Annotated in this window: 22 protein-coding genes, 1 tRNA gene, 2 pseudogenes and 1 riboswitch; of the genes and pseudogenes, 10 read left to right on the forward strand and 15 right to left on the reverse strand. The window is 62.7% G+C overall.

Translation table 11 applies throughout. The features are described from left to right. Positions 1-99 precede the first annotated feature (99 nt). Genes ACTZWT_RS02355 through ACTZWT_RS02365 form a run of 3 tightly spaced genes read right to left on the reverse strand, consistent with a single transcriptional unit; the run spans position 100 to position 4333 of the window. Positions 100-2634 (reverse strand): two-component system VirA-like sensor kinase, encoded by a 2535-nt coding sequence (locus ACTZWT_RS02355; protein ID WP_444768110.1) that lies wholly within the window; start codon positions 2632-2634, stop codon positions 100-102. Then, entirely contained in the window at positions 2591-3598 is a 1008-nt protein-coding gene (locus ACTZWT_RS02360) for a cytochrome-c peroxidase (RefSeq protein WP_444768111.1), read from the reverse strand. Before ACTZWT_RS02360 ends, ACTZWT_RS02355 begins: the two co-directional genes overlap by 44 nt. 6 nt (positions 3599-3604) lie before the next feature. Further along, complete coding sequence (locus tag ACTZWT_RS02365) at positions 3605-4333, reverse strand: winged helix-turn-helix domain-containing protein (RefSeq protein ID WP_444768112.1); 729 nt, start codon at positions 4331-4333, stop codon at positions 3605-3607. Between the two features lie 291 nt (positions 4334-4624). On the opposite strand from ACTZWT_RS02365, the pseudogene ACTZWT_RS02370 reads away from it, so the two are divergent. After that, positions 4625-4708, forward strand: a pseudogene (locus ACTZWT_RS02370) (AsnC family transcriptional regulator); the annotation flags it as partial. An 85-nt stretch (positions 4709-4793) separates the two neighbouring features. On the opposite strand, the gene ACTZWT_RS02375 reads toward ACTZWT_RS02370, so the two are convergent. From ACTZWT_RS02375 to ACTZWT_RS02385, 3 genes are all read right to left on the reverse strand, one after another. Next, positions 4794-4955, reverse strand: a complete 162-nt coding sequence (locus ACTZWT_RS02375; RefSeq protein ID WP_444768113.1) for a hypothetical protein — start codon at positions 4953-4955, stop codon at positions 4794-4796. A gap of 362 nt (positions 4956-5317) precedes the next feature. After that, positions 5318-5464: a hypothetical protein gene (locus ACTZWT_RS02380; RefSeq protein WP_444768114.1), complete on the reverse strand. Its 147-nt coding sequence runs from the start codon at positions 5462-5464 to the stop codon at positions 5318-5320. A 23-nt stretch (positions 5465-5487) separates the two neighbouring features. After that, complete coding sequence (locus ACTZWT_RS02385; RefSeq protein ID WP_444768115.1) at positions 5488-5952, reverse strand: nuclear transport factor 2 family protein; 465 nt, start codon at positions 5950-5952, stop codon at positions 5488-5490. 52 nt (positions 5953-6004) lie between these two features. On the opposite strand from ACTZWT_RS02385, the gene ACTZWT_RS02390 reads away from it, so the two are divergent. The 4 genes from ACTZWT_RS02390 to ACTZWT_RS02405 all read left to right on the forward strand — a co-directional run bounded on the left by ACTZWT_RS02390 (position 6005) and on the right by ACTZWT_RS02405 (position 12168). Next, positions 6005-6940 (forward strand): LysR substrate-binding domain-containing protein, encoded by a 936-nt coding sequence (locus ACTZWT_RS02390; RefSeq protein WP_444768116.1) that lies wholly within the window; start codon positions 6005-6007, stop codon positions 6938-6940. Positions 6941-7093: 153 nt separating this feature from the next. Then, positions 7094-7930, forward strand: a complete 837-nt coding sequence (locus ACTZWT_RS02395) for a cyclase family protein (protein ID WP_444768117.1) — start codon at positions 7094-7096, stop codon at positions 7928-7930. Positions 7931-7978: 48 nt separating this feature from the next. Further along, a complete protein-coding gene (locus ACTZWT_RS02400; RefSeq protein WP_444768118.1) occupies positions 7979-8140 on the forward strand; it encodes a hypothetical protein in 162 nt (53 codons plus the stop codon). Positions 8141-8481: 341 nt separating this feature from the next. After that, positions 8482-12168: an autotransporter outer membrane beta-barrel domain-containing protein gene (locus ACTZWT_RS02405; protein ID WP_444768119.1), complete on the forward strand. Its 3687-nt coding sequence runs from the start codon at positions 8482-8484 to the stop codon at positions 12166-12168. Between the two features lie 161 nt (positions 12169-12329). Here the strand turns inward: ACTZWT_RS02405 and ACTZWT_RS02410 are convergent, their stop codons facing one another. From ACTZWT_RS02410 to crcB, 4 genes are all read right to left on the reverse strand, one after another. Then, positions 12330-12806 carry a hypothetical protein gene (locus ACTZWT_RS02410; RefSeq protein ID WP_444768120.1) on the reverse strand — a complete coding sequence of 159 codons (477 nt, stop codon included), beginning with the start codon at positions 12804-12806 and terminating at the stop codon, positions 12330-12332. Between the two features lie 198 nt (positions 12807-13004). After that, positions 13005-13352, reverse strand: coding sequence for a DUF190 domain-containing protein (locus ACTZWT_RS02415; RefSeq protein ID WP_444768121.1), 348 nt, complete (start codon positions 13350-13352; stop codon positions 13005-13007). A gap of 286 nt (positions 13353-13638) precedes the next feature. Further along, positions 13639-14460 carry a DUF190 domain-containing protein gene (locus ACTZWT_RS02420; RefSeq protein WP_444768122.1) on the reverse strand — a complete coding sequence of 274 codons (822 nt, stop codon included), beginning with the start codon at positions 14458-14460 and terminating at the stop codon, positions 13639-13641. Positions 14461-14496: 36 nt separating this feature from the next. Next, the gene (crcB, locus tag ACTZWT_RS02425; RefSeq protein WP_444768123.1) at positions 14497-14892 is read right to left on the reverse strand and encodes a fluoride efflux transporter CrcB; all 396 of its coding nucleotides are present in this window, start codon (positions 14890-14892) and stop codon (positions 14497-14499) included. A 460-nt stretch (positions 14893-15352) separates the two neighbouring features. After that, positions 15353-15413: riboswitch (Fluoride riboswitch) on the forward strand. An 81-nt stretch (positions 15414-15494) separates the two neighbouring features. Between crcB and ACTZWT_RS02430 the strand changes: the two genes are divergently transcribed. Together ACTZWT_RS02430 and ACTZWT_RS02435 are read left to right on the forward strand one after the other, a co-directional pair. Further along, on the forward strand, positions 15495-15698 hold the full coding sequence (locus tag ACTZWT_RS02430; protein WP_444768124.1) for a hypothetical protein: 204 nt from the start codon (positions 15495-15497) through the stop codon (positions 15696-15698). 254 nt (positions 15699-15952) lie between these two features. After that, entirely contained in the window at positions 15953-16327 is a 375-nt protein-coding gene (locus ACTZWT_RS02435) for a hypothetical protein (RefSeq protein WP_444768125.1), read from the forward strand. Positions 16328-16670: 343 nt separating this feature from the next. On the opposite strand, the pseudogene ACTZWT_RS02440 reads toward ACTZWT_RS02435, so the two are convergent. The 3 genes and pseudogenes from ACTZWT_RS02440 to ACTZWT_RS02450 form a co-directional block, all read right to left on the reverse strand. After that, positions 16671-17327 (reverse strand): annotated as a pseudogene (locus tag ACTZWT_RS02440) (IS66 family transposase); the annotation flags it as partial. A gap of 383 nt (positions 17328-17710) precedes the next feature. Then, positions 17711-18076 (reverse strand): hypothetical protein, encoded by a 366-nt coding sequence (locus ACTZWT_RS02445; protein WP_444768126.1) that lies wholly within the window; start codon positions 18074-18076, stop codon positions 17711-17713. A 515-nt stretch (positions 18077-18591) separates the two neighbouring features. After that, positions 18592-18837, reverse strand: coding sequence for a hypothetical protein (locus tag ACTZWT_RS02450; protein ID WP_444768127.1), 246 nt, complete (start codon positions 18835-18837; stop codon positions 18592-18594). Between the two features lie 1033 nt (positions 18838-19870). Here ACTZWT_RS02450 and ACTZWT_RS02455 point away from each other — a divergent pair. Beyond that, a complete protein-coding gene (locus ACTZWT_RS02455) occupies positions 19871-20755 on the forward strand; it encodes a tyrosine-type recombinase/integrase (protein ID WP_444768128.1) in 885 nt (294 codons plus the stop codon). Between the two features lie 18 nt (positions 20756-20773). Here ACTZWT_RS02455 and ACTZWT_RS02460 read toward each other — a convergent pair. Beyond that, positions 20774-20849: transfer RNA gene (locus ACTZWT_RS02460), tRNA-Ile, on the reverse strand. A 103-nt stretch (positions 20850-20952) separates the two neighbouring features. Next, positions 20953-22203: an MFS transporter gene (locus ACTZWT_RS02465; RefSeq protein ID WP_444768129.1), complete on the reverse strand. Its 1251-nt coding sequence runs from the start codon at positions 22201-22203 to the stop codon at positions 20953-20955. A gap of 499 nt (positions 22204-22702) precedes the next feature. Here ACTZWT_RS02465 and flhA point away from each other — a divergent pair, with 499 nt between their 5' ends. Together flhA and ACTZWT_RS02475 are read left to right on the forward strand one after the other, a co-directional pair. Beyond that, entirely contained in the window at positions 22703-24838 is a 2136-nt protein-coding gene (gene flhA / locus ACTZWT_RS02470) for a flagellar biosynthesis protein FlhA (RefSeq protein ID WP_444768130.1), read from the forward strand. 318 nt (positions 24839-25156) lie between these two features. Beyond that, complete coding sequence (locus tag ACTZWT_RS02475) at positions 25157-25360, forward strand: hypothetical protein (RefSeq protein ID WP_444768131.1); 204 nt, start codon at positions 25157-25159, stop codon at positions 25358-25360. The last annotated feature ends 451 nt before the right edge of the window (positions 25361-25811 follow it).

Here is a 25811-nt window from a genome sequence, read left to right on the forward strand (position 1 = left end):
GCGGCGACGCCGCGCGTTACAAATGAAAGACGGCGCCCGACGCCTGATCGCCGCCAGTGTGGACGATCCTGATACGTCTCGGGCGATCCGGTCGGCCGCCTAATCCAGACCTTGCGACAGCGGGCGCGCCGGCCCGATCGCTGCTGCCTGGGCCAGCGCCGTGGCGATCGCCCGGGCCAGGCGGCTCGTGGTCACCGGCTCGCGAAGGAATTGCACCTGATCGACCGATCCCTTGCCCGCGACGCTGGTTGCCGGCGGCTCTCCGATCAGCAGGATCGGGACGGGGTCGAAATGCCGCCTGATGTTCGCCGGATCGGGATGGTCAGGCCACAGGCCACAGTCGAGTAACACCAGGTCGGCGGCGTGACCGCGTTTCGAGATCCAGCCATCGACATCGTCCAGACTCGCAAAGCCGATCGGCTCGTAACCCAGCGCGGCGGCTTTTTCTTCATACATCATCCGCGCCGCCTCATCGGCCTCCGCGATCACGACCGTCTGCCCGACGCCCAGGGGGACGGATTGGTCGAGCGTGAAGTCGCGGATCGAGACCGAGGGGCGATGGGTAACGGGAAAGTAAAGTTCGAACCGCGTTCCGGCGCCGACGCAACTCTGAACGTCGACATGGCCCGCCATGCCGACGATCGCGCCGTGCACCGCGGCCAGCCCGAGCCCGGTCCCGCCGCCTTCGGATCGGGTGGTGAAGAACGGCTCGAAAATGTGCGGCAACGCGCCCGGCGCGATGCCGTCGCCCGTATCGGCGACTTGAAGCAACGCATAACTGCCGGGCGGAGCGCTGCCGTGCGACAGACGCGTCGCGGCCCGCAATTCGACGGCAGACAAAGTGATCGTGATCCAGCCCGCGCTGCAACAGGCCTGGGCGGCGTTCCTGCAGATGTTCATCACGATCTGCTGCACCTCGATCGGATTGCCGGTCACCGTCAGCGGCCGTTGCGGCAGGTCGACCTCGAGCGCGACGTGGTCGGGCAGCGACACGGTCAGCAGCGGAAGCACATCGCGCACCGCCTCGCCGAGATCGAACGGCTTGCTCGTCCGCTCGCCCTTCCGGCTGAACGCCAGTATCTGGTCGATCACCAGCTTCGCCCGCTGGCCGCTGTGAATGGTCTCCTGGATGTAGCGTGACGCAGCGGATCCGTCTGCGCTCGCGTCGAGCGCCATCTCGCTGTATCCCATCATCGCGAGCAGGATGTTGTTGAACTCGTGGGCGATGCCGCCGGCCAGCGTGCCCACGGCCTCCAGCCGTTGAGAATGCTCCAGCCGTGCATGCAGCGCGGCCTTCTCCTCGCGATCCAGGACCGACTTGACGCAGCCGACGAGACAGTCCGCGGCCTGTTCGAGCAGGCCGGACATTTCGCTTCCATCCAGCAGATGGCGGCTCACATTGAGTTGCAGCAACGCCGCGCACCGGGCATCGAGGCGGAGCGTCACGGTGACTTCGACGCTGTCGCCGCGTGGCACGAATACCAGATCGCTGCTCCTCGCCGATGCCGCACCAGCCGCATTCGGCTCATGCGCCGCGATCCTGTCGCGGGCTTCGGCGACGGCGCGCCCCATCCCTCCATCATCGGTCGCGCCGAATTCATGGGCGATCTCGCCACTCTCCGCGTTGAAGATCGTGAAACGCCCTTTCGGACCTTCGAAGAAGCCCGCCAGCAGACGCAAAGCACCGTCGACGTCGGCTTCCAGGGCGGTGTCGTTGTCGCCGAACCGTCGCCTGACCTCGTCGAGCGTCGTCTCGAAGCGGAGCTGCTGCGTCAGTTTCCGATCGTTCTCTCTCGCCCGGAAAATCAGCGTCGCGGCGAAGCCGAACAATGCGAGCGAGACCGCGCCGAGGACGACCCGGTGTCGCGTCGTTTGCAGCGCCATCATCTCATACGCATCGAGGTAGCGCTTCCGGAGATCGTCGGCGGTGTTCAGCGTTCCGGAGCCCTGGATCGCCAGCGTCGCCTGATCCACCACAGGCAGCGTTTTCAGGATCATCGAAGCGTGCGACGCGAGTCCGCGAACATCCGGGCGACGGCTCCCCGACTGGGTTTTCAGGCGGTCCAGCTCCGCCCTGATCTGCAGCTCGAGGTCGACCGAGGGATTGGATGCGAATCTCATCATGAGATTCCCGAGATGACCGGCGCGTTCGGTCGGGGGCTGCCCCTCGAAATGCGGATCCTGATATCTCTGGCTGAGCAATTGGTTGAAGATCTCCATGGAGTTCTGAAGCAGCGAATTGGAGGTCTTGAAGCGGTCGACGAGACTGTCGTCGGAGGCGATCGAACTGGAAATCGCCGCAAGCTCGTCGTCGAAGCCGATCACCCCGTCCCGCTTGCTGGCGGCGAGCAGATCGCCAAGACGATCCGTCGTCGCGTGAAGACCGGCGACCGCAGCGACGAGCGGGTCGTAGTTTTTCAGCAGGCCTGCCCGCGCCTGCAGCACGTCGCGCTGCAGCGACGCGTGCCGCAGATCGATCATGCGCAACGCCGCCAGAATGCCGTCATGCACATCCCGCGATGGAACATGGGCGATCGCGATGCCGCCGAACGCCGCAGCGACCAGCGCCAGCATCCCGATCCGCCACCGCTCAGGGACCGATCGATGCGGCCGGGCTTTCAAGCTTGCGACCATCGTACTCCCCGGTCAGCGTATTCAAGAAGGCAACGATCGCTTCGATGTCGGACGCAGACAGCGTCTGGCCGAGTTGCCGCCGCCCCATGATCGACACGGCCTCCGCAAGGCTGTCGACGCGGCCATCGTGGAAGTACGGCGCGGTGACCGCGACATTGCGCAGGCTCGGCACCCGAAACAGATCGTCCTCGGAGGCTTGCGCGCCCGCCAATTCCGGCGCGGCCTCGTTTCCTGCCGCCGAGCCGCCTGGATCGGCAAAGATCCCGAACCGTTGCCGCATATTGCCGCCGAGGGCGACGCCCTGGTGGCACGAGGCGCAGCCGTAGCTCATGAACAGGTTGAGCCCTTTGAGCTCGCCCGGCGTCAGCGCCGACGGATCGCCGCGCAGGTGGCGGTCGAAGCGGGCGTTCGACGTCACAAGCGAGCGCTGGAACGTCACCAAAGCGTCGAGCACATTCGCCCGGTCGGGCTTGCGTCCGTAGATGCGCCGGAACCACGACGCATAGGGCCGGCTCTGTTCGAGACGATCGGCCAGCAGGCTCCAGTCGGCAGCCATCAGGCGAGGGTCGAGCAGCACCTTCTCGTTCAGCGCCTCGAGCGATTTGTGCTTGCCCCGCCAGCCGAGCAAGTAATTCGCGGCGACGTTGAAGACCGTGGGTGCATTGAAGCCGTGCTCCTTGCCGTCGTCGGCGATGGCGCTGGACAGACCGACTGTTCCGCCACGCTTCAGGTCGTGGCAGGACGCGCACGACATCGCCTGCGACCTCGATAGGATCGGATCGGAGAACAGCATCCGGCCCAGATTGATCCGATCGGGGTCGAGCGAAGACACAGCTTCGAGCGGCGCGAAGGTCCGGCGCTCCCGCAACCCCGTCGCCGATGCGCTGGCCGCGGCGAACAGAAGCGCCGCGCACACGCCGATCAGCGCGGTTCGAAGGCGGCGCGGTCGCGTCATGATCGGCATCGCCGTTCAGCCTCCGATCAAGCGGGCGCGATGCTCGATCGCCACGTCGGCATCGAAGATGTATCCGGCGCCGCGCTCGGTGACGATCAGCTTCGGATTGGACGGATCCCGCTCCAGCTTGCGGCGCAGACGCAGAATCAGCACGTCGATGCTTCTGTCGAAGACCTCTTCGTTGTGGACGCGGCTGGCGGCGAGCAATTGCTCGCGCGACATCACCTGCTTCGGAGCCTTGAGAAACGCCAGCAGCAGGTTGAACTCGGCGACCGTCAGCTTGACCTCGCCGGAAACGCTCGATGTGAGCCGGCGCCGCTTGGCGTTCAGCGTCCATTCGTTGAAGCCGTACAGGCTGCAGTCCGATTTGACGTAGGCGGCCGGCTTCACGCGCAGCGCCGCGCGGATCCGCGCCACGAATTCGCGCAGGCCGAACGGCTTGGTGATGTAGTCCGCCGCGCCGAGTTCGAGGCCGACCACCTTGTCGGCTTCGTCCAGTCGATCGCCGCTGATGATGATGATCGGTGCATCGGATCTGGTGGAGTGCGACCGCACGATCTCGAGGCCGTCCTCCCTGCCGAGGTTGAGATCGACGACGATCAGGTCGGCGGGGTCATTGGCCAGGATCTGCCCGAGCTGATGGCTGTCCTTCGCCGCCGATGCGCGAAAGGCATGCTGCGTCAGATAATCGACCAGCATGCTTCGCAGCCTGCTGTCGTCGTCCACCACAAGGATGTGTTTCACGTCGGACTCCAGGACGGCGCGGCGCAGCCCGCGTCATCGCAATGGGAAGCGAACTTCGCTCCCGGTCAATTGCTGCGGAAAACAGATGAACTCGGCCGGAACGTGCTCTCGACTTACGGACGATTCTGATACGCGTCATGCGGCGCCTACGTTACTGAACATTTCATTCGTATGGCGATCCGATTATGGAAGAAGATTCCACGGCCCCGCTCGATCGGATCGACACCAAGATCCTGCAGCGCGCTGCAGGACGACCGGCGGCTGACCAACCCGAACTCGCCGCTCGCGTGGCTGATCGCCCTCCCCGGTGTCCGGCAGACCCGAACATTCTTGGTGATGAAGACGGTCAAGGAGAACGCACGCCTGCCATTCTGACCGAACGCCGGACAGTGCGAGCGCGGTCGAGCGCAGCAACTCCGCCAGGCACATTGAAACCAGCCGCGCGAATCCGTCGAGGCGATCAATGCTGGGCATGATGTCGTCCGCGCCGGGCACGCGACCAGGCCAGCACCCATGCGACGATCAGCACGGCGACGATCCCGGCGTGGTCGGTGGCGAGATGGAGCGCGGTGACGCGCAACTGATCGGCGGCCATGCCGCCGACCGGGTAACCCGCCGGCAACGGAACTGCCGTGAAGGAGCCGTAGGCGCGGACTCGCAACGACGCATTGCGGACGGCTCCGATGAAAGACGCGACGCCGCCTCGAGCGTCGCGTCGAAAGGGGGCCGGTTGGGCGGACCCGTCGGCACGGGATCGTGGAGCATGTGAGGCACCAGCCGCCATGGCTGCGGCCAGCGTCAGCAAGTTGTTAGCGATGCGAGACATGGGGGCGATCCAGCTTCCGGGCGATGCGGATTTTTCGGAGCTGGATCTTGCGGGTTGATGTCGCGGTTTGCCGATCGTGCTACATTTGCAATCGTCGCGGGGCCCGCCACGAACCGGACGCGGATCGCGCCGCGACGGTTCGATGCCATGTCGCCGGATCAGGCCGTCGTGGCTGGCGCCGTCGACCCGCCGACGACAAGGTCGACGATATCGATGCCGCCGAGCCGCGGCTTCACCGCCTCGGCCACGCGGGCGCAGCCGCCTGCGGTCGTCAGGTCGGCCGGCGCGTAATGACCAAGCTCCACGGGTGCGTCGGGGCCCCACCGTGTCACGGCACGATCTCCAGCGAAGCGATCTTGTCGCGATCGATCTGGAAGCGATAGCGCAGATCGACCGGGCTGCCCGGGAAGTTGCCGGTGACATGGCAGGTGACGACGGTTGCGCCGTCGACGGTTTCCGTCGCGACGGGCCGAGTGGTGAAGTCGTACTTCGCCGAACTCTCGTCCATCCATCGCGCGATGGCGGCGATGCCCTGGTAGCTGTGCCCTTCGTCCTTCACGACGGCATCCTGTGCAAACAGATCATCGAGACCGGCGCTGCTGCGGCCATGGATGGCGAAGTAGGCGGCGATCGGAAGCGGCAGGTCGCGTTGCATGGCTCTGTCCTTCTGTTGTTGCGGCTGGTGCTTGCTGCCCGGCCCGGGCCGATGACCTCGTTGCGCGAGGCCGTGCTGATGAGCACGACCATCGTCGAGATGTTCGTCGGCGCATGACCCCGATCTAGCGGTGGACAACCATTTCGATAATTCCCTATAATCAGGATGACGAGTTTCGAAAATCGGGACAATGACGCGGAACGCGCTGCAGGATCTGGAAGCCGTGATCGCGATTGCGCGCCGGGGCTCGTTCCGCGCCGCCGCGCTGGATCTCGGCATGTCGACGACGGCGCTCAGCAACGCGATCGGCAAGCTCGAGGCGAGCCTGGGCATCCGCCTGTTCAATCGGACAACGCGGAGCGTGTCGCTGACCGACACGGGACAATTATTCGTCGACCAGATCGGCCCCGCGCTTCAGGACGTCCAGGCGGCGATCGAGACCGCGCGGTCGCGGCAGGCCACGCCGTCGGGCACGCTGCGGATCAACGCCTTCGCGATGGCTGCGCGCGAGATTCTCTCGCCGCTGGTTCTGGAATTCCTGCGCCGCTATCCGGACGTTCACATCGATCTCGTCACCGAAGGACGGCTGGTCGACATCGTCGCCGAGGGCTTCGATCTCGGCGTGCGGGTCGCCGACCTCGTGCCCAGCGACATGATCGCGGTGTCGCTCGGCCGATCGCAGCGCTACGCCGTTGTCGGGTCGCCGTCGTATTTCGCGGACCACGGCAAGCCGCTGGTGCCGCCCGACCTCGTCCATCACCGCTGCATCCGCGCGCGGCTGCCCAACGGCGCGCTGTTCCGATGGCAGTTCGAGAAGAACGGACGCGCAGTCCAGATCGACGTCAGCGGCCCGATCACCCTCGACGAAGCCACGCTTGCGCGCACGGCGGCGCTGGAGGGGATCGGGATCGGCTTCTTCATGGAACAGGACGTCCTCGCCGACATCGAGGCGGGACGCCTGATCCGGGTGCTCGAGGACTGGACGCCGCCCTTCGCCGGTCTGTGTCTCTATTACCCGGGGCGTCGCAATCCCTCCGCCGCGATGAAGGCGTTCATCGCCATGGCCCGTGCCTGGGGCGGCAAGGCGAAGCCCGATCGCCCGCGACGTCGCAGGACCGCGACCTGACGAAGCGACGTCAGCAACTCGAATTGAAGTTACAATTGCAATCGAGGCGAAGCCCGCATGAAACCGGGCAGAAACAGGCGCAGGGCAGAAACGGGATGAGTGCGCGGCGAGGCTTCGTGCTCCGAGTATCGAGCAAGGTACGATTGCCGACCCATGGCGACGCACGAGCAGCCCACCCAACACTGCCCCAGCGACGAGGTTTCCTTGAACCGCCTTCAGCCCTCGCGGATCGTCGATCTTTCCAAGGAGATCGTCGAAAATCCCGCCGACCCGTTCTTCATGCGTGTGAAAGTGAAGCATCATCGACATAGGCGGGCCCGCTGGCTGGTCCGCCTGTTGGGCCTACCCTTTCGATTCTTCCCAACTGACTTCGACGGCTGGGCTGATGATACGATCACCCGCCTCGGCGTTCACGCGACGACACATATCGATGCCCCCTGGCACTATGGCCCGACCGACAGCGAGGGCCGCCCGTTGCCGACGATCGAGCAGATGCCGCTCGACCTGATGTTCGGTCCCGGCATTGTTTTCGACATGACGCACAAGCAGGACGGAGAAGAGATCGAAGTCCCTGACCTCGTCGATGCTCTCACCAGGATTGGCGCGCAGCTTTCGCCGGGCACGATCGCGATGATCCGGACAGGACGCGATCGATTTCAGGGCCGGCCGGATTACTGGAAGCTCGGAACCGGCGTCAGCGCCCCGGCGACGGAATGGCTGATCGACCACGGCGTCCGCGTCATGGGCATCGATCAGTGGGGCTGGGACCTGCCGTTCCACCATCAGATCCGCCGCAGCAGGAGCGAGCGTCGCAATGACCTGTTCTGGGCCGGTCACCTCGTCGGCCGACGCAAGCCCTATTGGCACATCGAACAGCTTCGAGGCCTCGACGCCCTGCCGGCCCAAGGCTTCGACGTCGGGATCTTTCCATTGCGGCTCAAAGGTGCGTCGGCAGCCCCTGCACGGGTAGTCGCGTTCCTTTACGATTAGTTTCTCGCAGAATACCACCATCGATGTAGCACCAAGGGATTCACGCACATGCGGTTCTCCCTGTCGGTGTCGAACGACGGCATTCCTCTCCTGCCGCGCTCAACCGGCGCCTTCACGTCGCGGGCGCCGTCGGGCAGCATCGAGGCTTCGCCGATCTGGGTGACGCCCCTCGTCCATCTTGATGGAACAGCAGACAGGGAATCTGGCTGATACAGGCCTGGCAGGACACGCCCTGGTCACGCAGCACATGCGCGAAGTTCCAGACTGTGGCGACGAGGGATTGGGCGTTCACGGCGGACTTTCAATGGAAGCGCGGATGCGCGCGGGTGGATCAGGAATCTCCGGGCGGGTCGTCCGGAAGATGTCCACTACGCGGCTCCCCATCATCCGCCAGCGGAGTTCCAGGTCGTATCACCTGGCGGAAAACAACCGAGTGGAACAGAGCGATATTGATCACTCGTATAGCTACGAAGGGAGCATGCTGCTTTCAGCGACCGGATAGTGGTGAGTCACTGAATCCAGTTCGTCCCGGTCGAACAAGGAACCAGCCAATGGCTTCGATCATCGACCGGGACCGATCGCGTGGTGTGCAGCCTTGGGCCCGCCAGATTTCAAAACGCAGAATGTACTCCGGGGCACGTCTATTCCTACCTATTGGGGCGGTGCTCACAAGCGTGCTTCCCCTCTCGGCGCAGACCGTCACAGTCACCAACCAATCCGAATTTGACGCAGCCGTTCAGCAAGCGGCAACTACCGGCCAGCCGAATACCATCGATGTGCTCAGTGCATCGCCAATTAGCGCTGATACAGGGTTCGTACTACCCGGGCAGGCATCGCCGCTCAACCTCAATTTCGGCCTGACGCCCACTCTCAACGTCGGCGTGGGGACGACCGGAACCCTGACGTTCGGTGACGGCACAAATCTCACTTTTGCGCCGACCACCGGCCCTGCGGGGTGGTCGGTCGGCCGGGACGCTGGCGGCAACGGCACGGTCAATATGACGGGCGGTGTGGTCTCATTCGTCGGCTCGCAGGCTAACTATCTGGCGCTCAACATTGGACGCGGCACCGGCGCCACGGGGACCTTCAATCAAAGCGGTGGCAGCGTCGACCTGGCCGGCGGGGCGCTTCAGATCGGCGTTGTCGGAGGCGGCACCGGCACCTACAACCTCTCGGGCAATGGCTCGCTGGCGCTCTCCGCGACCGCCGGCACGCTGTATCTTGGCGCCAGTGTTGGCGATGTCGGTCTGTTGCACATCTCCGGCGACGCCAGCTTCAGCGGCGCCCGCCAAATGTATGTCGGCAACGCCGGCAGCTTGGGCATCATCACCCAGGACGGTGCAGGTTCGAATGTGGTCCTCAACGGCCTGAATTTCGCGCTGTTCGGAGCCCGCGTCGGCGGCGGGGGCGGCCCGGCGGGCACCGGCATCTACAATCTGAGCGCAGGAAACCTCAATATCGGAAGCTCTGGCGCAAGCTTCGGCAATGCCTCCGGCGGGTTCGGCTACTTCAATCAAAGCGGCGGCACCTTCAACACGGTCGGCGGCAGCGCGCTGTTGCGGATCGGCCAGTCCGGCACCGGCGAATACAATCTGAGCGGCGGCACCGCGACGCTGGCAGCCGGAATGGATATCGGACAGTTTGCCGGCTCGAGCGGCACCGTCAATCAATCCGGCGGCGTATTGACGCTCGCAGGCGGGGTGATCCAGTTTCTCGCCGGAACCGGAGTCTACAATCTGACCGGTGGCACGCTGCAGATCGGCGGCGTCAATCCGATTACGACGACTGGGGTTGGCACCTATCAATTCAACCTCGGTGGCGGCAGAATCCAGGTGTTCGGATCCAACCTGGAGAGCGATACCCCGTTCACGCTGCTTCCCGGCACGGTCTCGGCGATCGACACCAACGGGTTGAGCGCGTCGCTGAGCGGTGTGCTGTCAGGCAGCGGCGGCCTGGCCAAGACCGGCGCCGGATCGCTGGCTCTGTCCGGCCTCAATACCTATTCCGGCGGGACCTTCCTGAACGGCGGGATCCTCCAGGTCGCAGCGGACTCCGATCTCGGCGCAACAACCGGAGGCCTCACCTTCGGCGGGGGCACACTGCAATTTCTCACAGGGCTGACGACCAACCGCACAATCAGCCTGGGCGCCGGCGGTGCCATCATCGATACCAACGGCAACGGTGCGACGCTCGGAGGTGCGATCAGCGGCTCCGGTGGTTTCATCAAGGACGGCGTCGGTGTCCTGACGCTTGTCGGACCCAGCAGTTACTCGGGTGCGACGACGGTGAATGCGGGAACGCTTCAAGCCGGCGCTGCGGATGTCTTGTCACCGGTCAGTGCCTTTACGATCGCAAGCGGCGGTGCCCTCGACCTCAACGACTTCCGTCAGACCGTCGGTTCGCTGTCCGGCAGCGGCGCGGTCGCGTTGGGATCGGCGACGCTGACCACCGGCGGTGACGGCAGCTCGACCGAATTTTCGGGCATCGTCAGTGGAGCCGGCGGATTGCGCAAGGTTGGCATCGGCGTCTTCGGGCTCTCGGGTGCCAACACCTATACGGGCGCGACCACCATCGACGCTGGCGTGTTGAACGTCAGTGGCTCGCTGGCCTCGACGGTGTTTGCCAGTAACGGTGGTACGCTCACGGGCAATGGGACCGTTCAGAACCTGGCCGTCGGCAATGGCGGCACCGTGGCGCCGGGCAATGCGACACTGAACGTATCGGGCAATATCAGCTTCGCCGCGGGATCGGTGTTTGAGGTGGATGTCACTGCGGCAGCACCGTCAAGCCGGCTTGCCGCGGGCGGATCCGCGACCCTGTCAGGTGGAACCGTTCAGGTATTTGGTACTCCCGCCAGAGATCTCACTTATACAATCCTGACGGCGGCGCAAGGCGTGACCGGAACGTTCGCCAACGTTGTCGCGCCGAGTTCTATCTTCCTCAGCACGGTGCTGAGTTACACGCCGACATCGGTGCTGCTCAGCCTGCAGCAGACTCGCACCTTTGTCGATGTGGCGGTGACACCGAACCAGGTCAGCGTCGCTGCCGCGCTTGGTGCGCTTCCGGCCGGGAATCCGTTGTTCGAATCGATTTTGACACAGGCCTCCGCGGCTGGTTCCCTGCAAGCATATGATGCGCTCTCGGGAGAGCTTCACGCCAGCATTCAAACGGTCATGCTCGATGATAGTCGCGTCGTGCGCCAAGCCTTGCTCGGGCGCATGCGGCAAGCGTCGTTCGGCGACGCGAGCGGTGTCATGGCCTCGCTCGGCGGCGGACCGACCGTCGTCTACGCACAGCCGGCGCTCAGCTTTCAGGATCGCTTCGCTGCCAACGCGGATGCTTTCGCTTCCGCGGATCCGCGCGGGACGGCGGCGCCGGCCAGGGCCAGGCCAGTCGCCGCCCATGAACACGAGATCGCCTGGTGGACACAGGGCGTGGGGGCTTGGGGCAAAATCGCCAGCGATCAGAACGCCGCATCCGTCACCCGGGATCTGGGCGGGTTCATCACCGGTGTCGACGCCCGCGTCGGCAATCATTGGCGCGCAGGCTTGGCCGGCGGCTACACCAACTCGAATGTCACCGTCGCTTCCCGCGCAAGCTCAGCGGTGATCGAGACGGCGCACCTGGCCGCCTATGCGGGCACGAATTACGGATCGTGGAACCTGCGCTCCGGAGTGTCCATCAGCCGCAGCGAAGTCGACACCAGCCGCACCATCGTATTCCCCGGCTTCTTCGATCGCACCCGCGCGCGCTATGGTGCCACGACGACTCAGGTGTTTGGCGAAGTCGGCTACGGCCTGCTGCTCGGCGCAATTGCGGCCGAGCCTTTTGCCGGCCTCGCGGGCGTACATCTCAGCACCGACGGCTTCAACGAGGCCGGCGGCAGCGCAGCGCTCAACGGCATGCACAGCAGCAACGATGTTGGCTATTCCTCAATTGGCGCGCGGCTGGCGAGTCCTTTCGTGCTACCGAATGGCGCGGTGCTGGTACCGCGTGCGTCCGTCGCATGGCAGCATGCCTTCGGCGACGTGGCGCCGTCTGCCGCTCTGGCGTTTCGCGGAGCAGGCGCGACATTCAACATTTCCGGCATCCCGCTTGCACAGAATGCTGCGTTGATTGAAGGCGGACTGGACTTCGTAATGACGTCGCAGGCGACCATCGGGATTTCCTACGTGAGCCAGATAGCCGAGTCGGCGCAGGATCATTCGATCAAGGGCAACCTGCTGGTCCGGTTCTGAAGGCTGCCCTGGATGGCCGGGACAAGCCTGGCGCGCGGGAACTCGGACTCTTGCGCCGTCCCCTCCGCTCCTGCTGGACGCCGCACTCGTGGCAAGATTCCGGGGTCGCTCGCCCAAGGGCTAGCGTCCCGGAATGAGTGGCGACTCCGCGATAAGTAGAGCTATCGATTACCCTTGCCGCCGTCGTTCTTGTCGGCGGCGCGGCGCAGGGCTTCGGCCGGGGCGCCGCCGCCGGAGGGCTGCGGAAGATGGATTTCGTATTCGTAAACGTGACGCGGCAGGGCCGGGGCGCCACTTCGCGGCAACCTGCTTTCGTCGAAATAGATCACGGTCCAGTCCGGCAGTGCGCGCTTGACCTTGCGGGCGATGTACAGGCCGAAGGCCGCGTGCGCGGCGCCGTCGAACGGCGGCAAGTCGTCGCCGCCGCCGTCGGAGGCTTCGTACCATTCCTGCCAGCCCAGCAGCATGCACTGGATGTCCGAGGGCAGCGGCAGGTCTTCGGCCGAAATCGAGCGGCCCTGCTTGTCCCAGACGCCATCGGCCGAATAGTCGCACATGATGCGAACCCAGCGGTCGACGATCCCGCGCTGGTGATCATCTGGCACCTGGCCGAGCGCATCTTGGAATTGAGCGGTCAATGGCGGCACTCAGTTTCGAACACGCTCTCGAGGGCTACCCTCAGCCGGGCCGCATCCGGCCGACAAGTCCCCAAGAATGTCCAGCAACCCTTCGGTGGGCCGGTCAAATTGCGGCATTCCGTTCAACACCTGGACGAAGTAGCAAGAAGAGCGTGCCGTGGGAAGAGAACAATCGGAGCATGACACGCCTTGTGACCATCATCCCCTTTCCGTTGGTCCGGGCCCATATTGAAGTACCTGGACCTTTTCCTTGGTAATCAGGCCGCCGCCCATCATGCCGTCCAGCACTGGCAGGAACGCTTCGATCTTTTCCGGTGCATCGACGATTTCGATGACGATCGGCAGGTCCTCGGACAGCCGAAGAATCTTGCTGGTGTGCAGACGGCTGGAATGGCCAAAGCCAACCGCCCCTCGCAATACGGTTGCTCCGCCCAGATGCAGTTCGCGGGCCTTCAGGACGATTGCTTCATGAAGAGGCCGATGGTCAAAACGGTCGTCTTCACCGATAAATATCCGGAGGAGTACGGCATCACGAGGCAACTGCATCGAACTTGTCCTGTGGGTTCGTTCGCTTCATCGGGACGACTCAACGGAGCATATAGGCAGTGTGGCGTAGTCTCTGGGGGAACAACTCAGCGTCGACGACTGCAGGCCGACCGATCGAACCTCACGTGCGGTCAAAGCAGGTGGCGCTGAGATCAAATGAAATACTCCGACCTGAAGCATCCCGGTTGGAGTCTCAGCCCAAGGCGCAATCGATAGGGACGATCGATCCCTCGAAATCCAGCATATTGGGAAAGCCGGTTGTCGTACATAGCCAGGCGTTGCCATCTTAAGCGGTTGGACTGACTCTCGGCGGTCCGTATTGCAGGACTTCCACCTTCTCCATCGTCACCATCCCGCCGGGCATCATCTCGTCCAGCGCGGGGAGAAAGCGGCCAATGGCATCTTCACTGTCGATGATCTCGATAATCAGGGGCAGCTCGTCGGGAGTGAGAAGCGAATCCGCCGTGTGCATCCGGCTGGATTGCCCATAGCCGGCGGGTCCACGGAACACGGTCGCGCCCGCAAGCTGCATCTTTCGTGCTTCCAGCACGATGGCTTCATAGAGCGGCATATCACCCCGCTTGTCGGACGCCCCCACGAAAATGCGGAGTAGCATCGCCTGCTTCGGGATCTGCAGATTTTCGGGCTCGTGCCCGGTTGCAACGGGAGCTTGCAGCCGGTTCAGTCTGGCTGCGAAGGCGTATCCGACCCACACGGCGGCCAGCCAGGCAATCGGTGAGACCCCGAGATTGACCAGGGTCGGCAGCATATTGCCGCTCCGGATCAGTTGAATGGTCTCGAAGCTGAACATGGAGAAGGTTGTGTAGCCTCCACAAATGCCGGCCATCACAAACTGACGTTGGCGAGTCCCCGCAAAGATTCGTCCGTCAGGGCCTGTGATCGTGGCATAGAAGCCGATGAGAAAAGAGCCGGTGACATTGACGAACAGAGTTGTCCACGGGAAGGCCGGGCCGAGCAGTGCCATTTGCGTGACACCAACCAGATACCTCGCGACCCCGCCGATCACGCTTCCCAGCCCGACGAGGCTATAGACCGCGATTCCCCCCAATGCGCGGGTAGCCCATTCAGGGACCTTACGCGGCGGCATGTCGGCACCGGAGCTTTGGGGAAACCAATGTGCTTTTCACTGGACGAACCGGGTTGTGAGGACAAATCCCGTCGCGGCCAGGCCCGGGCACAGGATCAGGGACATCAGGACATTGCCTGTCGCCCGCCAGAGTTCGCCATCGCGCGCGAGGCTCAGGGTTTGCAAGCTGAAGGACGACACGGTGGTGTAGCAGCCGAGAAACCCCGTCACCACGAACAGCCACGAACTCGGCTCGGAGACAAGCCCTTGGCCGCTGCTGGCCAGGCCGCCGAAAATGCCGATCGCCAGCGCTCCCGTCGTGTTGACGATCAATGTGCCCCAAGGAAACGTCTCGCCGATGCTTCGAGCAACAAGTCCGGAAATTCCGAACCGAGCCATCCCGCCGAACACGCTGCCGAGCGCAACCCAGATTATTCCGTGAATGACGTCCATATTCGGTCAGTGCTCGCCACACGTGTCATGCTGTGCTTCGGCCCGCGCGATCCGCGATCGCGTTGGATGTGCCGAGAGGTTTTCCCAGATCGATCCCGTTGAGAAGCATGTGAAACCTTGCAATACCCAAGCCCACCGACTGCCAGATCGCGCCGACTACCAACATTGTCGCCAACACGAGAGCGCCATTTCGCTCATCCGGTTGTGCCCCGATGTATTCAGAGGCCGCAACACTGCTCCGAAGAGCAGAAACACGACGATCTGCCAGACAACTGTGTAGCGATCGGCCCAGGCTTTGTGCAGCTTGAGAATGTGCAAACGTTCGTGATCCGTCGTCATCCCCCACCTTTCCTGTTGTCCAGCAAAACGGGGCGCGCCCACCACCGTAGAAGGACGCATTGTACACCGTTGCTGACGGTCCTTGCGCGGATTGACGTGCGTACCCGTGGTTTGTATGAATCGTCCCGATGGGGATGGAGTCCCCCGATAACCGCCGAGAGGCTGATGACTCCTACCGGGCGCTTTCGCGTCGGTAGGAGTCTGTCCAACTCCCCGACCGAAGTCCCGTTACATTCGCCCCGGAGACCTGGAAAGGTCACCGCATGAAGCCTGTTGTCGTCGCGCTGCAAGCCGTTTGGGTGATGCTCGCGAGCCGAACGCTTGCGCTATCGGTACTGGCGGCCGTCACAGCCGCCGCCGTGCTGGCGTTCGGCTTCGGCGCCCAAGCGGAGCTGATCATCCTCCTGCTCGCCCTCGGCGCCTTGACGGCGCTCGCCGAGACGGCCATCCGTGCGAGACAACAATAAGGGAGGGCATGTGTTTGTTGTCGAGCGTGGGTCGGCGCTGAAGTCGCGGCCCACGAGGAAAGATCGTGCTCGCCATCGTGTGGATCAGACAGGCAGAGAAGCAGAATAGCCGGGGGCATGACCGGTGGGATCGACCGTTTCAGTGCTCGCTCCCGAACCATGCGACGAGGCGTCGATCGTACAATTCTGAAGGCCACTACAGTGCACCTCTTCGCCAAACGGCGCCCCCCTTATGGCAGACTACGGAGAAGATCATGGCAAGGATTGGTAACGCCCGAACCATTGCCGACATCGAGTTCGTTATCGATGCGCCTAGTCCGGCGACGGACCAGACCATGTGGACCGTTCAGGGAGTGCAATGCTCGCGCGAACGGCATCGATACAATGGACTGAGCTACTCGTTCTCTGTTGAAATACTTCAACTGCGGTCTGATGCGCCCGGTCAACCGCGATGGCATATCGTCATCATCAGTGAGCTCTGGAAGTTCTATGATGCCAAGGCGGAGCCGCACAAAACGCAACACCTCAAGGTGATTTCCGGAAAAGCTCCTGACGTTCTGGCCTGGATGAGACATCAAAGGAGTGCCAAATTGCAACGAGTCACGTCACACGAAAACGTCCTCGGGTAGGGCGTCGCTCCTGCGGCTGGCTTCCTCGCGATGAGCGAAAGGACATTGAGCGAGACCTATGGGCATCGTCATCCGGCCTTCCGTCGAGACGCTGCAGAGGCGATAGCTTCGCGCCAACCTTCACGCCGCAAACGTTGGTTATTCCATTGGCGGAAGACGACGAGGATTTGGCGACCACGACGCAATTCACTGCAATTGCTGGTGGGCCCGGCAGGACTCGAACCTGCAACCAGACCGTTGTGAGCGGCTCGCTTCGATAATATGTGTATGTTTTCTAAGTCTTTTTGAGACGTCTCAGGATGCTTTGGCTCCGTTTGTTCACGGTTTATCGGTTATCATCCGGTTATCCGTTCTTCATTTGCGAAGCTGTCCGGCCTCTGGGGCAAGGGTTGGCCTTCCGATTCCACGGCAACAGGTCGGCAACCTTGCTGGCGGGATGGTCCGGCAACGGGGCCAGGACGTCAGCAAGCCGGGCTTGCGGATCGACGTCGTTCATCTTGCAAGTTTCGATGAGCGCGTAGACGGCAGCAGCGCGGTAACCGCCAGTATCCGAGCCGGCGAAGGTCCAATTTCGTCTTCCGACCGCCACGCCACGCCACGCAAAGCTCTTTCGGCGGCATCGTTGGTCAGACAGACACGGCCGTCGTTGAGGACCTGAACGCTGCCCAGCGGGGCAGTAGGTAATTGATGGCCTTGGTGGTGTCATTGTTTGATGAGAGCAAAGCGCTGCTGGCGCATCCAGTTTTCGAGATCGGTGGTGATCGGCGCGGATTTTTCCTGGCGCACGGCAAGCGGTTGCTCCGGCGCTTTGCCATTGATGGTGCGCTCGATCGCGAACAGTTCGTCGATCCGTCGTACAGCCTCGGCTGCGATCGGCGCTGCGGCTATGGCTCCAGCACGCCGCTTCCAGAATCGGCGCCGGCTTGCGGTTGGCTTTGTAGAGCTGGTTGTATCCAGCAAAGGCATCGGCCTGCGTTAGCCCCACATAGCCAGCAAGATGGCGGCCTGCAAAGCTGCAGCAATCGGACTATGCGAACACGCGCTAGGAGCTAAACCGATATCGGCTGCGAGGAAAACCCGGAAATTCGCTGCAAAATGTGACGAGGCCTTGTGACCCATCGGACTTGGTGCGCTGCCTTAGCTAACAAGGCCATCTCCGATTGCGGCGTTGGCTGAAACTCGACGTGCGTTTACATGTGCTCGTGGTGTGAAACGTTTAGGAATCATTCACTGCATTCGCGGAAAATCGGGCGTAGAATGATGCTTTTGTGGTCAACTGAGAGCACGGTTCTCACAGCGTCGGTTGATAGCGACACGTCGGTGCCCCCAATCAATTTGAGGACACCGACAATTCGGAATTCCCTGACGGGAAGCTTCTGGTGCCTACGAACACCAACCGCAATTAACAAGACAACCAGGACCTGCAGCGGTGCGCACCTCTATGCGCGTCCAGATTTTTCCATGTTCCCCAGACGTTAGCTGCTTAATGGGATCACCTTCCGAGGGGAAATAGTTATTGTCCTTATCGACGAAGTGCATATGAAACCCAGCTGGCGGCGTATATCCAACTTCTCTTTTTGCTATGCCTTCCGGATCCTTGATGAACTCGGCGAGTAAGTTCTTATCGGCTTTGCATCTAGCGTCCAGTTCGAAGCACGGCGAAAAGTCATGGCCGGCTATAGCCTGAAGTGAAGCACGAGCTTGAGCGAATACGTTCGGGACTTCCTGCAATTGAGCCTGAGAAAGCATGGTGGTCTCTCCCTTAAATATCGGCACATTCTTGAAAAAAAGAACCACCGAGTGCCGGTGAACAGTGGTTCTGTTCGCAAGCAGCACTACAATTTCAAAGGATGTATCTCGCTAGATAAGCGCATATATTAACACATAACCTTTTAGATGAATAGGCGCCATTCATCAACCTGAGCAAGTTTGGAGCCGACCAAAACCGAGATGTTGGAACAGGCACACCATTGATTGTCTCGATATTGGATGCCTCTTTCGATCAGCACCAAGACGAAACATTTGAAAGTGCATCGACGACGCTGGATATCGGCCGCGTCGCGCGAAGGGCGCTTCAATGTCCCTTCTTGGGCCCTTAGCGAACCTTGTAGGCCCCGAAGGTTTGTCGGCTAACGGTGGCTCGATGCCCTTGGTCAGCAGGAGACGGTCCACGATGTGCCCGAGCGACTTCTCCAATTTCTTGGGCTTACCGTCAGCGCCAATCTTCTCCCACATCTCCGTTACGGCGGCCCAGTGGGTTTCCGCTAATCGTGACTCTCAGTGTCCGGCGCCCAACCGACATCGGGCGTATGGACCTTGGAGGCACCCCGGGCGCGACTCTCGCGGTCCGCCCAGACGCGATCGAGTTCGCCAGCCAAAGCCGTCGCCTGCCGGTGGGTCAGATGCACGGGAGCGTCAATGCGGAGTGCCGCCCAGACGGTTTCCAGATAGGCCGCTGCGAGCGCCTGACGCGTCTTGGCGACAGTGACCACATTGATCGAAGGAGCCATAATTTACCGAGAACACATCGAGGCCAGTGGCTTTGAACAGGCAATACCGGCATCCGTTTGGCTTCGTACTAAACGCTGGGATGACGAGTACGCACAATGACCAGTGAGATCAGCACCTCTATTGTCGGGTGGTGGGACGATGTACCGTCGAAACGCCCGCCGGTTGCACTCCCCATAAAAGGAGATTTAATTATCTCAGACTCGGCAGTGCTCACCAGGTCTACCCGCCCACGCTCATGGGTCCAGATCCTTCGCAGGGCACCTGGCAGGGTTGCAGACTCGTTTTGCGTTGAGCTGATGCATCGGCGCGTCAGAGCAGGAAAACGAATCCAGGCGCTGCACGGCGATTTAAACGGCCACCTAGACTGGAGGGGCGAAGTTGTCGCCGACATCTCGCGATTTGCCTTGCACTGGTCACGGAATGAGCCGCTCGATCACAGTGTTGGAAAAATCGGCCCAGGACACAAGCAAGACTTGTGGCAACGTGCATGGACCGCCGCCGCGAAGTCAAATGCCTGCTCTGAGCCAAAATGGCTTGGTGCGGATTATTCAGCCGAACACGCCACTACGTTTGACCGATGCCGTGGCACTATGTTTCCCAAATGGCGGAATAACGGTTTCGGGCCTTCGTCGGGAAATTGCGCGCGGACGTCTTACAGTCGAATCATCGCCGGCAAACTATTCACAACCCCAGCTTACGTCGAAGAAATGAGAAAATTGTGCCGCGTGCAAGTAAAGGACCCGCCTCTGGAAAAAGCCCGGCTCAAACGGCCGATCTCCACTTTGGGTCGTCAAAGACGCCGACCGACAGATCACCACAGGATGCATTGCGAAGTCGTCTGCAGAGCAACCTCCCGACGACGCCGTCAGATTCTTAGCCAGATATATCGATCTAAACTACAAGCCTATTCGTAAGACGCGTGATGTCGATGAGATTGACGTCGCAGATGTCCTTTCGATCTATCATGAAGATCGACGAGAGGAATTTGAGACTGAGGTTTACAAGAAACGGTTCGATAGCCGGATCAATCGATTGAATGAGTTCTTCGGCGGGACGATGCTAGGAAGTTTGAATTCAAAACTGTATGAAAACATGCAAAGGCACGTCTTTTCCAATGGTGGCGCTCGTCGCGATCTGGAGGACTTGCGAGCTGCAATTGGTCATCACGCGAAGGAAAATCTTCACCACGCAATAATCCGGGTCACCCTTCCCGAAAAGGGCAAGGCGCGAGAGCGGTGGTTGACCCGGAGTGAGGCGGCGCAACTTCTGTGGACGTGCTGGCGATATCGCGAAGAACAGACAATTCATCGCGGAAAGAACAAGGGCCAGAAGATAAAGACCGCCAAGAAAACGCTCCAGCATGTTGCCCGGTTTATCTTGATCGGTCTGTATACGGGCACGCGGGCGGGGGCGATTGCGACTGCCTCTCCAGTTCGCGACGAAGGCCGCTCATACGTCGATCTAGACAACGGGATATTCTACCGGCTTGCCCAGGGGAAGCGCACCACTAAGAAGCGCCAGCCCGCTGTGAAGCTTCCGAAACGTCTCTTGGCTCACATGCGGCGATGGCACGAACGGAAGATCATCGCGAACCATTTCGAGGAGTGGAATGGGATCAGCGTCGCTTCGGTGAAGGTGGGTTTTGCGAGCGCAGTGCAGCATGCCAAGCGGTCCACCGCGCAGGGAAACATTACCCCTCACACGCTACGTCACACCGCCGCAACTTGGCTCATGCAGCGCGGCGTTGATGCGTGGCAGGCAGCTGGATTTCTTGGAATGTCGACGCAGGTTTTGATCGACACCTACGGACATCACCATCCAAATTTTATGCAGGACGCAGCAAACGCGATTACTCGAAAGGAGCGTATTGGTGATCGTATCGGTGATCCGCCGAGATTGAGGGCTTTGGAAAAATAACTAATTCATTGAAATCATTGGTGGGCCCGGCAGGACTCGAACCTGCAACCAGACCGTTATGAGCGGCCGGCTCTAACCATTGAGCTACAGGCCCCGCCGGCGCCGGCGGGCGGCGGACGGTGCGGTCACGGCATACAATGGCGGGTTCGGCGCGGCAATGTTTGCGTTGGGCAGTCGGGATCGGGGGCGCCCTCGGCTTACGCCATCGCCACCCGCGAGCCGCCGCCGCGGCGGCGGGCGCGCAGCAGCAGCGCGGCCATGATGGCGACGTTGAGGGCGTTCCAGCCGATGCCGTTGAGGAAGGCGGCGGCGTAGGAGCCGGTGGCGTCGAAGATCAGGCCGGAGATCCAGCCGCCGAGCGACATCCCGACCACCGATGCCATGATCACGATGCCGACGCGGGTGGCGGCTTCGCGCGCCGGCATCGCCTCGCGCACGATGATCGCATAGGCCGGCACGATGCCGCCCTGGAACAGGCCGAACATCGCCGAGATCACGTAGAGCGACACCAGGCTGTCGAAGAACAGGTAGAACAGCAGGGCCGCGCCCTGCGCCACCGCGCCGATCAGCAGCGTCGCGATGCCGCCGATGCGGTCGGCGAGAAAACCCGAGCCGATCCGGCTGATGATGCCGCAGGCCAGCATCAGCGACAGCATCTCGGCGCCGCGCGCGACGCCGTAGCCGAGATCGCCGCAATACGCCACGATGTGAACCTGCGGCATCGCCATCGCCACGCAGCAGGCGATCGCAGCGATGCACAGCAGCGCCGTCAGGGTGTTGGTGGGGAGTTGCAGGTCGATCTTCGGCGGCGGTGCCGCCATGTGCGTGGCCACCACATGGCCGCCCATCCGCGCCCGCAGCAGCGCCAGCACCAGCGCCATCGACACCACGCAGAACGCCCCGATCGCCACGTGGGTGACGCGCCAGCCGTAGCTCTGCGTCGACCAGTTCACCAGCGGCGGCCAGATCGTGCCGCCGAGATAATTGCCGGTGGCGGCGATCGACACTGCGACGCCGCGATAGCGCAGAAACCAGTGCGAGGCCTCCGCCATCAGCGGGCCGAACGTCGCCGAGGCGCCGGCGCCGATGACGAAATGCATCAGGTTGAACTGCCACAGCGCGGTCGACAGACCGGCGCCTAGATAGCCGAGCCCGATCAGCCCGACGCCGCTGCCGATCGCGGCGACGATGCCGAAACGGTCGGTGAGTTTGCCGGTCGCCACCCCGCCGAGGCCGAAGCCGAGCATCGCCAAAGTGAAGGCCAGCGACGCCGCGCCGCGGGTCGCGGCGAAGTCGGCCTGCACCACCGGCAGCACCACGACCACCGACCACATCCCGACGCTGCCGATCGAGCCAATGACGAGCGCCAGCGCCAGCCTGATCCAGGCCTGGCGCGAGTCGAGCATGAATGCCGGCGTTGTGCCGGTCTTTTGTGCAGGCGTTTCCACCCCGCCAACTTCTCCGGACGGGCGCCAAGGGTCAAGGGCATCGGCCGCCCGCCTGCCATGACGCCGCAGGTTGTCGTGGAGCGACGGTTCAGCCACCGCACCCGCACCGAGTCGTCCCCGCGCAGGCGAGACCCATAACCCCAGACACTTCGCGTGAAGCAAAGCGCCAGCCTCCTGCCTCCATCCGCGATGCTGCGGCGTATGGGTCCCCGCCTGCGCGGGGACGACGTGCGGATGGGCCTCGGTCGAATCCCTGATCGCCGTCCGGCGGAGGTCCCCGGCGATCCACCTGCCATGACGCCGCAGGTTAACCGGCGTTAACTCTTTCCTAACCATAAACTGGGCAAATTTTGCCGAGTGATCGGAAGTGTCGTCAGCCGCGAACACCGGGGGAATGCCCGTGGACGCCAGTGCGGTGCCTCACATTGGAGCCGGCGACGCTGCGGTCGCGACGCGGGCGTTCGGCAGGCGCAAACGACGGCGGGAGAAGGCGGCGGACATGACGGATACGACGGCCGGCCAGGGCCCCGGCGGCGGTCTTCCCAGCCTGCGCGACATCGGCGCAATGCTGAAGCGCGGCGATCTCGCGCTCGCCTTCGGCGTGCTCACCATCCTGGTCGTGCTGATCATGCCGCTGCCGGCGATCGTGCTCGACCTGTTTCTGGCGATCTCGATCACACTGTCGATCCTGATCCTGATGACGGCGCTGTTCATCCAGGCGCCGCTGGAATTCTCGTCGTTCCCCACCGTGCTGTTGATCTCGACCATGCTGCGGCTGTCGCTGAACATGGCCTCGACCCGGCTGATCCTGTCGCACGGCCACGAAGGCACCGCCGCCGCCGGCCACGTCATCGAGGCGTTCGGCAATTTCGTGATGGGCGGCAATTTCGTGATCGGGATCATCGTGTTCACGATCCTGATCATCGTCAATTTCGTGGTCATCACCAAGGGTTCGGGCCGCATCGCCGAAGTCGCGGCGCGCTTCCAGCTGGATTCGATGCCCGGCAAGCAGATGGCGATCGACGCCGACCTGTCGGCCGGCCTGGTCGACGAAGCCACCGCGAAAAAACGCCGCCAGGAACTCGAAGACGAGAGCGGCTTCTTCGGCGCGATGGACGGCGCCTCGAAATTCGTGCGCGGCGACGCCATCGCCGGCCTGCTCGTGGTGTTCATCAACGTCATCGGCGGCATCATCATCGGCGTCGCCCAGCAGGGCCTCTCCTTCGCCGAGGCGGGCCACACCTACACGCTGCTGACTGTCGGCGACGGTCTGGTGACGCAGGTGCCGGCGCTGATCGTCTCCACCGCCGCGGGCCTGCTGGTCTCCAAGGCCGGCATCAGCGGCTCCGCCGACAAGGCGCTGATGAGCCAGCTCTCCGGCTATCCGCAGGCGCTCGGCATGTCGGCCGGCGTGATGCTGGTGCTGGCCGCCCTGCCCGGCATCCCGACCCTGCCGTTCCTGTTCCTGGGCGGCGGCGCGGCGTGGCTGGCGGTGTCGGCGAGCAAACGCAAGACCGCGGGCAAGGCCGCGGCGGATTCGGCGGCGGCACAGGCGCCGGAGGCCGTCGCCGCGGCAGCCGCGGCCGCCGCCGCAGCCGAGGAGCCGATCAGCGCGGCGCTGAAGATCGACGATCTCAAGATCGAGCTCGGCTACGCGCTGCTGCCGCTGGTCAACGGCCCGGACGGCACCGACCGCCTCACCGAACAGATCAAGGCGCTGCGTCGCTCGCTGGCGATCGAGATGGGGTTCGTGATGCCGGCGGTGCGCATCCTCGACAACGTCCAGCTCGAGGCCAACACCTACGTCATCAAGATCAAGGAAGTCGACGCCGGCACCGGCCGGATCTGGCCGAACCAGTTCATGGTGATGGACCCGGCGGGCGAGCGGGTGACGGTGCCGGGTATCCACACCACCGAGCCGACGTTTGGATTGCCGGCGACCTGGGTCGACGCGGCTTTCAAGGAAGAGGCCTCGTTGAAGGGCTACACGGTGGTCGACGCCGCCACCGTGCTGTCGACGCACCTGACCGAACTGCTCAAGGGCAACATGTCGGACCTGTTGTCCTATGGCGAGACCCAGAAGCTGCTCAAGGACCTGCCGGCGGAGCAAGGCGAGCTGGTCAAGGACATCGTGCCGGGCCAGATCACCGTGTCCGGCATCCAGCGCGTGCTGCAGCTGCTGCTCGCCGAACGCATCTCGATCCGCGATCTGTCGACCATCCTCGAAGGCGTCGCCGACGCGCTCGCCTTCTCGCGCAACCCGAACACGATCGTCGAGCACGTCCGCGCAAGGCTGGCGCGCCAGATCTGCGCGCAGAACACCTCGTACAATGGTTACCTGCCGCTGATCGCGCTGTCGGCGAAGTGGGAGCAGGCGTTCGCCGAATCGATCATCGGCCAGGGCGACGAGCGCAGCCTCGCGATGGCGCCGTCGAAACTGTCGGAATTCATGACCGCCGTGCGCGACCGTTTCGAACAGGCCGCGCGCGAAGGCGAGGCGCCGGTGCTGGTGACGTCGGCATCGATCAGGCCGTTCGTGCGCTCGCTGGTGGAGCGCTTCCGGGCCCAGACCACCGTGCTGTCGCAGGCGGAAATCCATCCACGGGCGAGGCTGAAGACGGTCGGCAGCGTGTGAAATCAACCCGCTCGGCGGAGGGCGCCGAACGCGACATTTCCGTCACAGACAAGCCAAAGTGTCGGTGCCTGGTCAGCAGAGGTAAATCGCGCAGCCGCGGCGAAAGTCGGCAGTTCGATCATAATGTATTGATTAATTTGTCATTTTTAACACACGCACGCGGTACTCTCGCGTGTCTTCACTTCTAATCACCGCCTTGTGATCGGATATTTGGAACGTGAGGCCGACCACCTACGTTTCTGTTGCGAGTTGTTTGAACCTGCTTCGGGATCGGACCTACCAATTCTCGAAGGCGGCGAAAACGCCAGGAGGCTCATGATGAACCATTCGATTTACAGCGCCGATCGGTCGACCCACCTGAAGGTGGTGGTTGTTGCGCTGGTCGCGGGCATCACGGTTGCAGCTTTTGGGATTTCCGCGCGCCTCGGCGGCGCCGACGACGGCTACACCCAGACCGCGCGCGTCATCAAGGCCGGCAAGCCGGTGATGGTGACGACCTCTGGCAGCACGGCGATTCGCTGACAATATCAATCAGATTGCATTCACGCGGCGCCTGACAAGCCCCCAGGTCCACGTGGGAATGCAGAGATCCACTCGCCCCAGTGGATCGAACGAAAAGCGCCCGCTCCCCACGGGCGCTTTTCTTTTGCGTCGTCGCCAGAGAAGCCGTCGCACGAACGCCCGCTCAAATCCGACGACACCAGGGCCAACTAATAGAGCACGTCATCGAATGTTGAAGCAACGCGGCATTCCAGAGTGCGGAGTCGTCATCCTGAGTCGCGAGGCGCGCGCGTAGCGCGCCTCGAAGGATGCGGCGAAGGCGCTTGCGGCTCATCCTTCGAGGCCCGCAGCGCCGCGCATAGCGCGGCCCAGCGGGCACCTCAGAGTCTGACTCAAAATGAGAGCACCAGATCAAGGCACTTAAGTTCGTCATTGCGAGGAGCGAAGCGACGAAGCAATCCAGAAGCCCCAT

Source organism: Rhodopseudomonas sp. NSM (assembly GCF_052445935.1).
Lineage (GTDB): Bacteria > Pseudomonadota > Alphaproteobacteria > Rhizobiales > Xanthobacteraceae > Rhodopseudomonas.